This is a genomic window from Citrobacter sp. Cf088, assembly GCF_030334295.1.
Taxonomy (GTDB): Bacteria; Pseudomonadota; Gammaproteobacteria; order Enterobacterales; family Enterobacteriaceae; genus Citrobacter; species Citrobacter freundii.
This window is the reverse complement of sequence record NZ_JAOWEE010000053.1, coordinates 663,674-679,167: the sequence shown is the minus strand read 5'-3', so window position 1 is coordinate 679,167 and position 15,494 is coordinate 663,674. Positions and strand designations below refer to the sequence as shown.

Sequence of the window (15,494 nt, the reverse complement as noted above, 5' to 3'; positions counted from 1 at the left end):
ACTGATAATGGCACTGACAAGACGGATGTTTGCCCAACTCGTGGCATCTGCACTGCTGCTACGCCATCTTCCCGCATTGGCGCAAACGCCGCTAACCGTTGCCGTTGGAGGCTCGCCAGGGCCGAATATAACCCAACGCGTGGTCAGCGCGGGGGCGCCCGCTGACATGCTGCTGCTGGCCGTCGCGCCGGAAAAACTGGTAGGGCTTTCCTCCATTGATTTATCTCGCCAGACCGCCATCCCGTTCCACGATGATATTCGGGCATTGCCGAAACTGGGCAGGCTGGCAGGACGCGCCAGTACCCTATCACTTGAAGCGTTACTGGCGCTTAAACCCGACCTGGTTGTTGACTGCGGCAATGCCGATGAAACCTGGCTTTCTCAGGCCAGACAAGTGAGCGCACAAACTCACATTCCCTGGCTGCTGATTAACGGCGAACTACGCCATACCCCAGAACAGTTGCGCGCAGCCGGTGAAGCATTGGGCGTCGTCTCGCGTACCGCAATGCAGGCCGCGCTGGCCCGTCGATTTATCGATAATGCAATAGCTTTCTCGCATACAGCTGCAGCGAATCTGCGTTTTTATGCCGCGCGCGGTGCCAGAGGACTGGAGACAGGTTTACAAGGTTCTTTACATACCGAAGCGGCAGAACTGCTGGGGCTACAGAATGTGGCGCACATCCCCGGAAGACAGGGGCTCACACAGGTTTCAATGGAAAATCTGCTCAGCTGGCAGCCCGATATTATTTTGGTGCAGGATGCGATGACAGCGCAGCACCTACGAGAAGATCCGATCTGGCAAGGGGTCAAAGCGGTTGCTGACCGGCGCATTCTGTTTCTCAGCGGTCTGCCGTTTGGCTGGTTGGATGCACCTCCTGGCATCAACCGTTTACTGGGGTTACGCCGCCTGCACGCCTGGCTTGAACCGCAGGTTAACGAGAGCTTTAAAGCCGATATGCAGCGCTACAGCGAACTGTTCTGGCATACCACGCTAAGCGATGCACAGTATCAACGTCTGGTGGCAGTCTGATGAAAACATCTACCCTCGGTTTTCTGATGATTGCTGCGGTGGTGCTTTGCGCGAGCGTCGCTGCGGTATCGGGCGCGTACCGCCTGGATGCGCAACAGGTTGTGAATCTTATTACAGGTACTGATGACGTCCCGATGCAGGACAAAATCGTCTTCTGGCAAATCCGCCTGCCGCGCATTCTGGCTGCATTGCTGCTCGGCGCGGCGCTGGCAGGCGCAGGAACCACCTATCAGGGCATGTTCCGCAACCCGCTAGTCTCGCCGGATATCCTCGGCGTGGCGGCGGGTGCCGGTTTAGGTGCCTGTACGGCAATCCTGTTTGGATTACCGATCCTGTTTATTCAACTGTATGCGTTCACGGGTGGTTTATTCGTGGTCGCCGGTGTCTGGTTGATTACCCGGCGAGTCAAGCGCCACGACCCGGTGTTAACGCTGGTTCTGGTCGGGATTGCGCTGGGTACGGTATGTGGCGCGGGGATTTCACTCATCAAAACGCTGGCCGACCCGTATACCCAACTCCCGTCTATCACCTTCTGGCTGCTGGGCGGTTTATCAACGATTACGCTGCACGATCTGTGGTTCTCAGCACCGCTGATCTTCACTGGACTGGTCCCGCTATTGCTGCTGCGCTGGCGCATGAACCTGCTCACCCTTTCGGATGATGAAGCACGATCGCTTGGCATCAACGTCTCCCGACTACGGCTGGGATTGATCGTCTGCGCAACATTAATCACCGCCTGCACCGTCGCCATCGCGGGCATCATCGGCTGGATTGGGCTGGTTGTGCCACATATCGGCCGACTCCTCAGTGGCAATAACCACCAGCAGTTGCTGCCGGTTTCCATGGGAGTCGGCGCCATTTTGCTGCTGCTCACCGATACCCTCGCCCGTACGCTTAGCAGCACGGAAATTCCGCTGGGGATCTTGACTGCATTTATTGGCGCACCGTTCTTTTTGCTGCTTTTGCTACGGGGAAACCGACCATGACGCTATTAATCGTGCGCCGGGCATCGCTGGGATACCACAGTCAACAGCCCGTGCTACGCGATGTCTCCTTTCAGGTTCCGCCCGGCTCCGTCTGTTGTCTGCTTGGTGCCAACGGTAGCGGAAAAACCACCCTGATGCGCACCATTCTCGGCGTTCTTTCGCCGCTTCACGGTGACATTCTTCTTGATGGCATCGCCATAAATCATCTCAACGATCGGCAACGCGCCGCCGCTATCGCCTGGGTTCCTCAGGCGCATGACGGCGCGTTTGCCTTCACTGCGCTGGACATGGTGATGATGGGGCTGGCCCCGCAACTGGCGGCATTTGCGGTTCCCGGGGCTAAAGAACACGAAATTGCTCATCAACAACTGGCGATGCTGGGGATCTCTCACCTGGCGCCCCGGCGCTGGAACACTCTGAGCGGCGGAGAGCGCCAACTGGTATTGATTGCACGCGCGCTGGCGCAACGTCCGCGCCTTTTGTTGCTGGATGAACCCGCTTCCAGCCTGGATTTTGGGCATCAGATCCGTCTGCTCGACACGCTGGTGACGCTGAAAAATTCGGGTATGGCCCTGCTGATGTCTACGCATCATCCGTTGCACGCCCGGGCAATCGCCGACAGCGTGGTACGCGTTGAACCGAACGGTGAAGTGTCGCAGGGGCTTCCTGAACACCAGCTCGCCACCGATCGCCTGGCTGCGCTGTATCACGTTACACCGTCACAAATCGCCCATCACCTCTTTGGCTCACATAATTAAGGAATAAGAATGCTCATTGACGACATTGATTTTGCCGATCTTTACCGTAAACAGTTACAACTGGCGAACAGAACCGAGAAAAAGCCGGAGCACTGGGATAAACGTGCGGAAAAAATGGCGGAGAATTGCGCCTCATTAACCGACAGCTATTTGCTACAGCTGTTGGGGAAAATCGACCTGCAAGGAGCGGAGTCGCTGTTTGATATGGGCTGCGGTCCCGGTACGGTCTCGCTGGCGCTGGCTAAAAAGATACCAATAATTTACGGCGTAGATTACAGCCAGGGAATGCTGAGCGTTGCTGCCCACCGCGCTGTGCAAATGAACGCCCGTCACGTACAGTGGGTGCAGCGGGCCTGGGAAGAACACTGGGATGATTTACCCCAGTGCGATATCGCCGTCGCCTCGCGCTCTACGCTGGTTGCCGATATGCGCCAGGCGATGACCAAACTGAATAATCAGGCCCGGCTGCGGATTTACACCACCCATCTCGTCAGTTCATCTTTCGTTTCCCCCACCATTCAACGTGCGCTGGGCCGCGAGGTGATTGAGCTTCCCAACTATATCTATGCGCTTAATGTCCTGTATCAGATGGGGATCCACGCGCACGTTGATTTTATCCGCGGGCCCAACTGTCAGCAGGACAATAGTACCTGGACGCGCTTTCTGGAAAACGTGCGCTGGAGTATGGGCGAACTAAGCGCCGACGAGGTCGAACGTCTGGAAACCTGGTATCAGCAGCAGGATCCACGCGCGATTGCCCCTGCCAGCCGTGACTGGGCGCTTATCTGGTGGGACAGCGTCCCACGGGAGGCGCTGCGATGATCTACTTTTCGCAGGCGCAAACCGACGCGCTGCTGCTGGAAGATATTCAGGGCGGCGATCTGACTACCCGCGCGTTGGGAATTGGCGCACAGCCGGGCGTTATGGCGTTTTACCATCGCCAGGGCGGGTGCGTTAGCGGCACCGCCGTTGCCAGACAAATGCTGACGTCATTGGGCATAACCGTCAGCGATATTATGGCCGATGGCGAACGAGCGAGCGCGGGACAGAGAATAATTTGTGCGCACGGAAATGCGGCGGCGCTACACCAGGGCTGGAAAGCGGTACAAAACGTTCTGGAGTGGAGCTGCGGAGTTTCGGGCTATCTTGAGAGCATGTTGAGCCAACTGCGCCAACGCTATCCTGATGGGCAGATTGCCTGCACCCGCAAAGCCATTCCCGGCACGCGTTCATTGGCGACTCAGGCAATACTCGCTGCCGGGGGCATTATTCATCGCGGAGGATGCGCCGAAACGGTGCTGCTGTTCGCTAATCACCGCCGTTTTCTTACCAACCCAAACGACTGGACAAACGCGGTCGCACGCTTACGCAGCCATGCGCCAGAAAAAAAGATCGTCGTCGAAGCGGATACGCCAGATGAAGCATTAGCCGCTCTACGCGCCGCGCCCGATATTCTGCAACTCGACAAATTCACCCCTGAGCAGGCGACAGACATTGCCCGCCTGGCACCTTCACTGGCCCCCCATTGCACGCTGGCGCTGACTGGCGGCATTACCCTCGCCTCGCTGGCGGGTTATCTCGACTGTGGCATCAGGCTCTTTATCACTTCCGCACCTTATTACGCTCCACCTGCGGATATCAAAGTTAACCTGAGCCCGGACGCACGTGGCATATAACATTAAAAAATGGACTAACAATAATGAATTTCAACAAAAGTTGTCTTTACACAGCCCTGTCGTTTGCTTTCGCGCACAGTGCTTTTGCTGGGCAAGAAAGCGAAACCATGACCGTCTGGTCAAGCCCGGCCTCTGCGGCAACCACTACGGTTCTCGGCCAGGAAACGATCCAACAGTTGGATAAACAAAACGTGGCGCAGGCGCTAAGCGTCGTCCCCGGCGTGGTGCTGCAAAAGTCGGGCAACCGCAATGAGCAGCAGGTGAAAGTACGCGGTTTTGACAGCCGTCAGGTTCCCGTCTTTTTTGACGGTGTGCCGGTGTACATCCCCTATGACGGCAACCTCGATTTAGGCCGTTTTCTGACATCCGATATCGCTTCAGTTGAAGTATCCAAAGGCTACTCATCTCTGCTACAAGGGCCTAACCAGATGGGCGGTGCCATTAATATCACCACCAAAAAGCCCACCAAACCAATTGAAGGCAGCATCGGTTATCGCCAGGGCTGGAGTCGTAGCAAAGACAACGCTCACGATATGCACGCTTCATTTGGCGCCAGTAACGATCTGGGTTACATTCAGCTCAGCGGCAGCCAGTTGAAGCAGGATTTCCTTGGCTTACCGCACGGCGTGGACAATCCGGTTGCGGGCAGTCACGGCAAGATTGCCAACTCGTCCGCCGATGATAAACGCGGCATCGTGAAGCTGGGCTTTACCCCTCGCGGCGATGATGAATATGTCCTGACCTATATAAATCAGGACGGTGAAAAAGATAACCCACCATATGCCGGAACCAGCAGTCAGAAATCACGCTACTGGCAATGGCCACAGTACGATAAAGAGAGCTATTACTATCAGGGCACCACCCATCTGGGCGATCGTTTCACTCTGAAAAGCCGTCTGTATCGCGATACCTTTGAAAATACGTTGATGATGTACAACTCGCTTGCCGATCTGAAAAACAAAAAAGGCAACTACAGTCATTATTCAGACTATAGCGATGGGGCTGGCCTGCAGCTCGCTGCGGATATGCGTGAAAACGACCTGCTCTCTTTCGCCGTAAACTGGAAGGATGATGTTCACCGCGAGAAAGGCGCACCGAATGCGGCTTACGACCGTTACGAAGACCGCACCTGGTCTGTTGCCAGTGAATATCAGTGGGCAGCGGCGGATAATGTCGATGTAGTGGCGGGAATAAGCTATGACTGGCGCGACAGTCTGGAAGGCATGAAGCACGAAAAAAATGGTAGCGTCACCCACTATGATGACAACAATCAGTCGGCCTTCAACTGGCAGATGATGACCAAATATCACTTCGAAAATGCAGACACATTAGCGCTGTCCTATTCTGACAGAACGCGTTTCCCTACGTTGAAAGAACGCTACACGACCTCAAAACCGGCCTATAACCAGGTGGCGCTGGTCAATCCGCAGCTTAAACCTGAACGCGCCCGCAGCGTGGATCTGACCTGGAATGGGTCACTTAGTCAGAACTGGGGATTCGAAGCCAGCGTGTATTACAACCGCATCAGCGACGCCATCCTTTCACACAATATTGATGCCGACACCATTCAGAATCAGAACAGCGGCCGGGTGGATTACACCGGTCTGGATGCAGGCGTTAAAGGTAAAGTCTTTGATATACTGGATGTCGGTCTGAGCTACGGCCTTATTCATGCAGACGTCAAACGCAGCGACATCGGCAAGATTACCGACCTGCCAACGCAAACCCTGACTGCCTGGATGACGCTGAAGCCATGGGATCCGCTCAGTATTACGCTGTCAGAAGAGGCCCGTTCGTCGAGCTATAGCAATAGCGACGGCTCACAGAAAGCCGCTGGTTTCGCCATTACCCATTTACGCGCTGACTACGCCATCGGTCACGGATTCAGCGTTAACGCGTCGGTCAATAACCTGTTCGATACGCAGTACGTTTATAGTGAAGGATTTATTGAAGAAGGCCGTAATTACTGGGCGGGGATCGAGTATCAGTTCTGACTTAGCAATACAGAGAAACGGCCCCCGCGGGGGCCGTTCGATTAATCTCGCCGCACCAGTCGGAAGACACCCAGCACAACAATCGCGCCGACCACGGCCACCAGGAAGCTGTGGAGATTAAACCCGCTGACATCGCCGCCGATACCAAACATCGTTGCCAGCCATCCACCGACCACAGCACCGACAACACCGAGAATACAGGTCAGGATAAATCCACCGCCATCGCGCCCCGGCATAATCAGTTTGGCGATAACCCCCGCAATCAGACCAAAAATAATCCAGGCAATAATTCCCATTTTCAGGCCCTCTTTCCAGTGAACGCACGCGCAAGACATTCTTGCGCCAGCCTTTAAAGTATAGGCAAACCATCGCTATATGCTGTTTTCACGCAGACTTAATTCATTGGCGTTGGTAAAAAATTTCATCCATTTGTATTAAGTTCCGTTGATTGATGCCGATAATCCAACGACAAACCAAGCATCCGGGAGTCATTAGGTGTGAGTAACTACAATGAGCAGTTCCTGAAGCAAAATCCGTTAGCGGTGTTAGGTGTACTTCGGGACTTAAAATCGCAGCAGGTTCCACTGCGTATCTCCTGGTCGGGCGGCCAGTTCATCAGCAAAGTTCTGGCCGTCAGCCCGAACGAGCTGGTCATGGATTTTGGTAGCCAGGAATATGAAAACCAGGCCGTACAGCGGGCCAGTCAGATCTCGATTATCGCCGAAACGCAGGGAGCCAAAGTAGAATTCACCCTGCCACAGTTAAAAAAAGGTGAGTATCAGCAACTGCCAGCGTTTATTTCATCCTTGCCGCCTTCCCTGTGGTTTGTTCAGCGTCGGGAATATTTCCGCATCGGCGCTCCGCTGCATCCTCCCTATCGCTGCACGGCAAAAATGCCGGACAACAGCACGCTGTGCTTTCGCTTATTCGATTTGTCGCTTGGCGGTATGGGCGGGCTGTTAGAAACGGCAAAACCAGAAGGACTGGTAGAAGGTATACGCTTCGCGCAGGTTGAACTGAACATGGAACAATGGGGAGTGTATCACGTTGACGCCCAGCTTATTTCCATTAGCGAACGCAAAGTTATCGACAGTAAAAACGAAACCATTACCACTCCCCGCCTGAGCTTTCGTTTTCTCAACGTCGGCCCGGCGGTGGAGCGGAACTTACAGCGGATTATTTTTTCCCTTGAGCGCGAGGCCCGGGAAAAGTCGAACAAAGTGCGCGATTAACATCACCTGAATTACATTACATCCAGCGCTTGCTGAAGCTTCCAGATATAGCGCGGAGCTTGCGGCGCCGGATGATTGTCCGCAACATGTTCAATAAATTCATCCGGGCTGAGATCGTTGATCTTATTGATGGCTTTCTTCCTGTCGGAAGAGAACGTTCGCAGCAATGCTCCCGCTCCGTTAGCGTACGATACTACCAGCGCATACTGCATCACCTGTGGATCCTCAATCCCTGCCAGCGGCCCGGTCTCCAGAATGCTCAGGTATGCGGCCCCCATGGAGATATTGCGTTCGGGGTTTTTCAACTCGCTGGTCGACGGCTCTCCGCTCCATCCCATGCGACGATAAACATCGCGGCCTGAAGTCGAGGCTTTTAACTGCATCAGACCAATCGCATTAGACTTACTGACCGCATTCGGATTACCGCCTGATTCAATGGCAATAATAGCGGTAATCAATTGTGGACTGACACCCCAGGCCGCACCGGCTTTTTCACTGATCGGCATCCATTGCATTGCGCGTTTAACCGGAACTTCAGCATTCCACGGCGGGTTTTTGTAATCATGTTTTGAACTACAGCCCGCAAGTAATACAACCAAAAAAGCAAACCATCTCAATTTCACGTCATCTATCCTTATAGCCGGAACCTGTCGCTGAGGTGACAACGACATACCTACGCGGCATGATATACATTTGGTTTTAGTTGTAGCAAGGAAATGCCATGTCCCGGTTTCACTTAATTGCCCCGTCGGGCTACTGTATCAATCAGCAGGCTGCGTTACGTGGGCTTGCACGTCTTACTGAGGCCGGTCATCAGGTCGATAATTCAGCGGTCATTGCGCGCCGCTGCCAGCGTTTTGCGGGTACAGAGGCAGAAAGGCTTGCTGATGTGAACTCGCTCGTTAATCTGAAAACCCCCAATACCATTGTGATGGCGGTACGTGGCGGCTATGGCGCGAGCCGTTTACTGGAAGATATTGACTGGCAAGGGCTGGCAGCCCGCCAGCAACAAGATCCGCTGCTGCTGTGCGGGCACAGCGATTTTACGGCGATCCAGTGTGGTCTACTGGCTCAAGGGAATGTGATTAGCTTCAGCGGCCCGATGCTGGCGGCCAACTTCGGTGCCGAGGAGATGAACACATTCACCGAGCACCATTTCTGGCAAGCATTGCGTAATGCCCAATTTACCCTCGAATGGCAGGGTGACGGTCCGCAGTGCGCGACTGAAGGTACACTGTGGGGCGGAAATCTGGCGATGATCATTTCGCTGATGGGTACACCGTGGATGCCGGCCATCAAAAACGGCATTTTGGTGCTGGAAGACATTAACGAGCATCCATTCCGTGTCGAGCGCATGCTGCTGCAACTGTACCACGCGGGAATACTGGCCCAGCAAAACGCCATTATCCTCGGCAGTTTTAGCGGCAGCGCGCCGAATGATTACGACGCTGGTTACAATCTTGATTCAGTTTGTGATTTTCTGCGCACCAGGCTGTCCGTTCCGTTGATCGGCGGCCTCGATTTTGGCCATGAACAACGCACCGTCACCCTGCCGCTGGGAGCCAGAGCGGTGCTGAAAAACGATAAAAACAGCACTCAGCTCACCTTAAGTGGGCATCCGGTACTAAAATCGTAAAAAAAGCGGCTAATGGGGCTAAGTAAAACGCTGTTTCTGTCGTTATTATGGTAGGGTTTATTAATACGAAACAGCGTAATTCAGGAGTAACCGAACGTTGGATGCCGCAGCAATTATTAGCCTTTTTATTTTGGGTTCCGTTCTCGTCACCTGCAGTATCTTACTCAGTTCATTCTCATCACGTCTCGGTATCCCAATTCTGGTGATATTTCTCGCTATCGGTATGTTAGCGGGTGTGGATGGTATTGGCGGCATACCTTTCGATAACTATCCTTTCGCCTACATGGTGAGTAACCTGGCACTGGCGGTTATCCTACTCGACGGCGGCATGCGCACTCAGGCCAGCTCTTTTCGCGTTGCGTTAGGCCCGGCGCTATCGTTGGCGACGGTCGGTGTGCTGATTACTTCCGGACTCACTGGCATGATGGCCGCGTGGCTGTTTCATCTGGATCTTATCGAAGGGCTGCTGATTGGCGCGATTGTTGGTTCAACTGACGCCGCGGCGGTCTTTTCCCTGCTTGGCGGTAAGGGACTTAACGAACGCGTTGGCTCTACGCTGGAAATTGAATCCGGTAGTAATGACCCGATGGCCGTGTTTTTGACCATCACACTCATCGCCATGATCCAAAATCACGAGACCGGATTAAGCTGGATGTTCGCGGTGCACATTATCCAGCAGTTTGGCTTAGGAATCGTTATCGGTCTTGGCGGTGGATATATGCTCCAGCAGATGATTAACCGCATTTCTCTGCCTGCCGGACTGTATCCACTCTTGGCGTTAAGCGGTGGGATCCTGATTTTTGCCCTGACCACTGCGCTGGAAGGCAGCGGTATTCTGGCGGTTTATCTGTGTGGTTTCCTGCTGGGGAATCGCCCCATCCGCAACCGATTTGGTATCCTGCAAAACTTCGACGGTCTGGCCTGGCTGGCACAAATCGCCATGTTCCTGGTGCTTGGACTGCTGGTTACGCCGTCCGACCTGCTGCCTATCGCAATCCCTGCGCTGATTTTGTCTGCGTGGATGATATTCATTGCCCGCCCGCTTTCGGTCTTCGCCGGACTGCTGCCGTTTCGTGGCTTTAATCTGCGCGAGCGTATTTTCATCAGTTGGGTGGGTTTGCGCGGCGCGGTGCCGATCATCCTCGCCGTCTTCCCAATGATGGCGGGCCTGGAGAACGCGCGCCTGTTCTTTAACGTCGCCTTCTTTGTGGTACTGATCTCGTTGCTGTTTCAGGGAACGTCACTTTCATGGGCCGCGAAAAAAGCCAAGGTGGTGGTCCCTCCTGTCGGCTGGCCCGTTTCGCGCATTGGTCTCGATATTCACCCAGATAACCCGTGGGAGCAGTTTGTTTATCAGCTCAGCGCAGATAAGTGGTGTGTGGGTGCCGCGCTGCGCGACCTGCATATGCCGGAAGAAACGCGAATAGCCGCCCTGTTTCGTGACAACGTGCTGTTTCACCCCTCCGGCAGCACGCGTCTGCGCGAAGGCGACGTATTGTGTGTTATTGGTCGCGAGCGCGATCTCCCCGCTCTCGGCAAGCTATTCAGCCAGTCGCCACCGGTGTCGTTAGACCAGCGCTTCTTCGGTGATTTTATTCTGGAAGCCAGCGCGAAATATGCCGATGTGGCGCTGATTTATGGCCTGGATGATGGCACAGAGTATCGTGATAAGCAGCAAACGCTGGGTGAAATTGTCCAGCATCTGCTTGGTGCCGCGCCGGTCGTCGGTGACCAGGTGGAATTCGCTGGCATGATCTGGACGGTGGCCGAGAAGGAAGATAATGCAGTGCTGAAGGTCGGTGTTCGCGTTGCTGAAGACGAGGATGAGTAAAGCGGATGTTGTTTGCCGGGTGGCGGCAGCGCCTTACCCGGCAAACAAAAGTTACACCGTCACAACCGGTACGCGCAGCGCCAAAGAACACATTAACTCGTAGCCCACCGTTCCTGCTGAGGTAGCTACATCGTCAATTTTAATCTCTTTGCCCCACAGCTCTACCGGCGTCCCGATCCCTGCCTGAGGGCACGGTGTCAGATCTACCGCCAGCATATCCATTGAGACTGTCCCTACCGTCCCGGTACGTACACCATCCACCAGCACAGGCGTTCCGCTTGGCGCATGGCGCGGATAACCGTCTGCATAGCCGGTCGCCACTATTCCGATGCGCTGCTCGCCGCTGGCGGTGTAACGGCCACCGTAACCCACCCGATCGCCAGCTTTCAGCGTTTGTATGCCGATTATCTCGCTGCTCAGAGTCATCACTGGCTTCAGGCCGGTGTTGGCGATGTCCCGCCATTGTCCCGAAGGCGACGCGCCATACAAAATAATGCCCGGACGAACCCAGTCATAATGCGCTTCAGGGTGCCACAGCGTGGCGGCCGAATTCGACAGTGACCGTCTGCACTCCAGTCCTTCTGTTGCCAGCGCAATACGCGCCATTGCTTCCTGGATACCTTCCGGGTGCTCTGCATCTGCAAAATGCGACATCAGCGTCATTTCGCCGACGTTGGGCATCGCCCGCAGCTGTTGCCAGACCGTTGGAACTCTTTCCGGTAAAAACCCAAGCCGGTTCATACCGCTGTTCACCTTCAGGTAAACATCGAGCGGTGCTTTGAGGCGGGCATTCTGCAATGCTTTTAGCTGCCAGTTACTGTGTACACAGGTGGTCAGTCGATAATTGTCATATACCGTCAGGTCTTCAGCGTGGAAAAAACCCTCCAGCATGAGTATCGGGCCTTTCCATCCGCGCTCGCGCAGGGTTATCGCCTCTTCAAGATTGAGCATGGCAAAACCATCGGTTGTGCCCAGCGCATTCCAGACGCGTTCAATGCCGTGTCCATATGCATTGGCTTTCACCACCGACCAGACGCGAGCGTCCGGCGCTGCCTGGCGGGTAATGGTCAGATTTTGTTTCAACGCCTGCAGGTCAATGCTGGCCAGTATCGGGCGGGTCATCTCACGTCCTTATCAGTTATGTGCGCCATGTAAATGTCGTGGACGAGAGGGGGTAAACCCCGGACTGTAACGCGCCACGCTCAGATCGTCATAAGGTATGGCTGGCGTACGGCCAGAAAGGATATCGCTCAGCAACTGACCGGAACCGCAGGCCATGGTCCAGCCCAGCGTGCCGTGGCCGGTATTGAGCAGCAGATTCTTAAAGCGGGTGCGCCCCACCACCGGCGTACCGTCCGGCGTCATCGGACGCAGTCCAGTCCAGAAGGTTGCCTGCTCCACATGACCGCCGCGCGGGAAGAGATCGCGTACGACCATTTCCAGCGTTTCACGACGAGGTTGTAGCAGCTCTGTATTAAAACCGACAATCTCCGCCATGCCGCCAACCCGAATACGATTGTCAAAGCGGGTAATAGCGATTTTGTAAGTTTCATCAAGGATAGTAGAAACCGGCGCACCGTCGTCTTGCGCTACCGGAATAGTCAACGAATAGCCTTTGAGCGGATAGACCGGGATATCAACGATCCCTTTCAGCATCGCCGTGGAATACGAACCAAACGCCATCACATAGGCATCGGCTTTGATAATCTCTTCGCCGGACTGGACGCCATAAATCTGCTCACCATCGCTCAGCAGCTTATCGACCGGGGTGTTAAAGCGAAACTTAACGCCCGCCTGCTCCGCCATCTGCGCCAGACGCTGGGTAAACAACTGGCAGTCGCCGGTTTCATCATTCGGTAAACGCAGACCGCCGGTCAGTTTGTGCGCTACTTCTGCCAGTGCCGGTTCGACTTCCGCCAGACGATTTGCTTCCAGGAGCTGATATGGCACGCCAGCGTCTTCGAGCACGGCGATGTCGCGAGTGGCGTTCTCATACTGTTGAGCGGTACGGAACAGTTGCAGGGTTCCGCCCTGACGTCCTTCATACTCAATACCGGTAGAGGCGCGCAGCGCTTTCAGACAATCACGGCTGTATTCCGCCAGTCGCACCATGCGTCCTTTATTTTCCATGTAGTGGCTGGTGTCGCAGTTGCGCAGCATCTGCCACATCCATTTCAACTGAAACTGGGTTCCGTCAAGACGAACGGCCAGCGGAGCGTGGCGCTGAAACATCCATTTGATTGCTTTAAGCGGTACGCCTGGTGCCGCCCATGGTGCCGCATAACCTGGAGATATTTGCCCCGCGTTCGCCGCACTGGTTTCCAGTGCCGGACCGGGCTCACGATCAATGACGGTGACATCGTGTCCAGCCTGACTTAAGTACCAGGCGCTGGTCACGCCAACGACACCACTTCCCAGTATGACAACTCGCATAGCCACTCCGTTAACAGTAAAAGAACAATCATCTAATTACATCTTGATAACTCAGTTGAAAATATTATTCAACATATGGCTTTTTTATGGTGACTTATCTCACATATAGCGGTGATGGCGGGGAACTCTCTGCTTTGGCATCTCCTGCTGTGCGTTATTTTTATCCAGCATAAAATTTTGCGGCAATGTCGTTTTTCAACGCCTCGCTAACGAGAAATCGCAAAGAAAAAATTTCTGCCGCAGCACGTTTTTTAACACCATGATCTATGCTTGAAATGAGGTACTCCAGACAGAGAGTGCCGCCAACAATGAGGGTGCGCGAATGGCTACGATTGATTCCATGAACAAGGACAGCACACGGTTAAGCGATGGACCCGACTGGACGTTTGATCTGCTGGATGTCTATCTGGCAGAGATAGACCGCGTGGCGAAACTCTACAGACTGGATACCTACCCGCACCAAATCGAGGTGATCACCTCCGAACAGATGATGGACGCTTACTCCAGCGTCGGGATGCCGATCAACTATCCTCACTGGTCGTTTGGTAAAAAGTTTATTGAAACCGAGCGCTTGTATAAGCATGGTCAGCAGGGACTGGCCTATGAGATTGTTATCAACTCCAATCCGTGTATCGCGTATCTGATGGAGGAGAACACCATCACCATGCAGGCGCTGGTGATGGCGCATGCCTGCTACGGACACAACTCCTTCTTCAAAAACAACTACCTGTTTCGTAGCTGGACGGATGCCAGTTCCATCGTCGATTACCTAATCTTCGCACGAAACTATATAACCCAGTGTGAAGAACGCTACGGGGTAGATGAAGTCGAAAAGCTCCTCGACTCCTGCCATGCGCTGATGAATTACGGCGTTGACCGTTACAAACGCCCGCAAAAAATCTCCCTACAGGAAGAGAAAGCCCGGCAGAAAAGTCGTGAAGAGTATCTGCAAAGTCAGGTCAATATGTTGTGGCGCACGCTGCCGAAGAAAGAGGAAGAGAAAAGCGTGGCGGAAGCCCGGCGTTATCCCTCTGAGCCACAGGAAAACCTGCTGTACTTCATGGAGAAGAACGCCCCGCTGCTGGAGTCCTGGCAACGTGAAGTGCTACGCATTGTACGCAAGGTCAGCCAGTATTTTTATCCGCAGAAACAGACGCAGGTGATGAACGAGGGCTGGGCCACTTTCTGGCATTACACCATCCTGAACCACCTTTATGATGAAGGTAAAGTCACCGAACGGTTTATGCTGGAGTTTCTGCATAGCCATACCAATGTGGTATTTCAGCCACCCTACAACAGTCCGTGGTATAGCGGGATAAACCCTTATGCCCTGGGGTTTGCCATGTTCCAGGATATCAAACGTATTTGTCAGTCGCCGACCGAGGAGGACAAATACTGGTTCCCGGATATAGCGGGTTCTGACTGGCTGGAAACCCTGCATTTCGCGATGCGCGATTTCAAAGATGAGAGTTTTATCAGCCAGTTCCTGTCACCGAAGGTAATGCGCGATTTCCGCCTGTTCACCGTGCTGGATGACGATCGTCACAACTATCTGGAGATTTCTGCGATTCATAACGAGGAAGGATATCGTGAGATCCGCAACAGGTTGTCGTCGCAATACAACCTGAGCAACCTGGAGCCGAATATTCAAATCTGGAATGTCGATTTGCGTGGCGACCGTTCGCTCACCTTGCGCTATATTCCGCATAACCGCGCACCGTTGGATAAAGGACGCAAAGAAGTGCTCAAGCATGTACACCGGCTTTGGGGTTTTGATGTGATGCTGGAGCAGCAGAATGAAGATGGCAGCGTGGAGCTGTTGGAGCGTTGTCCGCCAAGGATGAACGGTCTGTAAATCTTATTGCCGGAGGCGGTGTAAACACCTTATCCGGCCTACGAAGTGCATGCATTCCAGGCC

Annotated in this window: 14 protein-coding genes; 10 read left to right on the top strand and 4 right to left on the bottom strand. The window is 54.2% G+C overall.

What is annotated here, in order from left to right; translation table 11 throughout:
* The first annotated feature begins 7 nt into the window (after window positions 1–7).
* From OGV71_RS16175 to OGV71_RS16150, 6 genes are read left to right on the top strand one after another with little or no spacing between them, the layout of a single operon-like run.
* The gene (locus OGV71_RS16175; protein WP_286533641.1) at window positions 8–1,030 is read left to right on the top strand and encodes an ABC transporter substrate-binding protein; all 1,023 of its coding nucleotides are present in this window, start codon (window positions 8–10) and stop codon (window positions 1,028–1,030) included.
* Window positions 1,031–1,056: 26 nt separating this feature from the next.
* Entirely contained in the window at window positions 1,057–2,016 is a 960-nt protein-coding gene (locus OGV71_RS16170) for a FecCD family ABC transporter permease (RefSeq protein WP_369707177.1), read from the top strand.
* Window positions 2,013–2,774 carry an ABC transporter ATP-binding protein gene (locus tag OGV71_RS16165; protein WP_048232176.1) on the top strand — a complete coding sequence of 254 codons (762 nt, stop codon included), beginning with the start codon at window positions 2,013–2,015 and terminating at the stop codon, window positions 2,772–2,774. Before OGV71_RS16170 ends, OGV71_RS16165 begins: the two co-directional genes overlap by 4 nt.
* Before the next feature lie 9 nt (window positions 2,775–2,783).
* Window positions 2,784–3,596, top strand: coding sequence for a class I SAM-dependent methyltransferase (locus OGV71_RS16160; protein ID WP_286533639.1), 813 nt, complete (start codon window positions 2,784–2,786; stop codon window positions 3,594–3,596).
* Window positions 3,593–4,450, top strand: a complete 858-nt coding sequence (gene modD / locus OGV71_RS16155) for a ModD protein (protein ID WP_286533637.1) — start codon at window positions 3,593–3,595, stop codon at window positions 4,448–4,450. Before OGV71_RS16160 ends, modD begins: the two co-directional genes overlap by 4 nt.
* Before the next feature lie 23 nt (window positions 4,451–4,473).
* Complete coding sequence (locus tag OGV71_RS16150; protein ID WP_016150376.1) at window positions 4,474–6,444, top strand: TonB-dependent receptor plug domain-containing protein; 1,971 nt, start codon at window positions 4,474–4,476, stop codon at window positions 6,442–6,444.
* A 41-nt stretch (window positions 6,445–6,485) separates the two neighbouring features.
* Here the strand turns inward: OGV71_RS16150 and OGV71_RS16145 are convergent, their stop codons facing one another.
* Window positions 6,486–6,740 carry a GlsB/YeaQ/YmgE family stress response membrane protein gene (locus tag OGV71_RS16145; RefSeq protein ID WP_003020908.1) on the bottom strand — a complete coding sequence of 85 codons (255 nt, stop codon included), beginning with the start codon at window positions 6,738–6,740 and terminating at the stop codon, window positions 6,486–6,488.
* Between the two features lie 201 nt (window positions 6,741–6,941).
* On the opposite strand from OGV71_RS16145, the gene ycgR reads away from it, so the two are divergent.
* Window positions 6,942–7,676, top strand: coding sequence for a flagellar brake protein YcgR (gene ycgR / locus OGV71_RS16140; protein ID WP_003844054.1), 735 nt, complete (start codon window positions 6,942–6,944; stop codon window positions 7,674–7,676).
* Window positions 7,677–7,687: 11 nt separating this feature from the next.
* Here the strand turns inward: ycgR and emtA are convergent, their stop codons facing one another.
* Window positions 7,688–8,299 carry a membrane-bound lytic murein transglycosylase EmtA gene (emtA, locus tag OGV71_RS16135; protein WP_003020914.1) on the bottom strand — a complete coding sequence of 204 codons (612 nt, stop codon included), beginning with the start codon at window positions 8,297–8,299 and terminating at the stop codon, window positions 7,688–7,690.
* A gap of 98 nt (window positions 8,300–8,397) precedes the next feature.
* Between emtA and ldcA the strand changes: the two genes are divergently transcribed.
* Window positions 8,398–9,312, top strand: a complete 915-nt coding sequence (gene ldcA / locus OGV71_RS16130; protein ID WP_032949456.1) for a muramoyltetrapeptide carboxypeptidase — start codon at window positions 8,398–8,400, stop codon at window positions 9,310–9,312.
* 97 nt (window positions 9,313–9,409) lie between these two features.
* The gene (locus OGV71_RS16125; RefSeq protein WP_049016299.1) at window positions 9,410–11,143 is read left to right on the top strand and encodes a potassium/proton antiporter; all 1,734 of its coding nucleotides are present in this window, start codon (window positions 9,410–9,412) and stop codon (window positions 11,141–11,143) included.
* A gap of 51 nt (window positions 11,144–11,194) precedes the next feature.
* Here OGV71_RS16125 and dadX read toward each other — a convergent pair whose 3' ends face one another.
* A complete protein-coding gene (gene dadX / locus OGV71_RS16120) occupies window positions 11,195–12,265 on the bottom strand; it encodes a catabolic alanine racemase DadX (protein WP_003020922.1) in 1,071 nt (356 codons plus the stop codon).
* A gap of 12 nt (window positions 12,266–12,277) precedes the next feature.
* Window positions 12,278–13,576 carry a D-amino acid dehydrogenase gene (locus tag OGV71_RS16115; RefSeq protein WP_032949458.1) on the bottom strand — a complete coding sequence of 433 codons (1,299 nt, stop codon included), beginning with the start codon at window positions 13,574–13,576 and terminating at the stop codon, window positions 12,278–12,280.
* Between the two features lie 322 nt (window positions 13,577–13,898).
* On the opposite strand from OGV71_RS16115, the gene OGV71_RS16110 reads away from it, so the two are divergent.
* Entirely contained in the window at window positions 13,899–15,431 is a 1,533-nt protein-coding gene (locus OGV71_RS16110; RefSeq protein ID WP_003844058.1) for a SpoVR family protein, read from the top strand.
* Window positions 15,432–15,494: the final 63 nt, after the last annotated feature.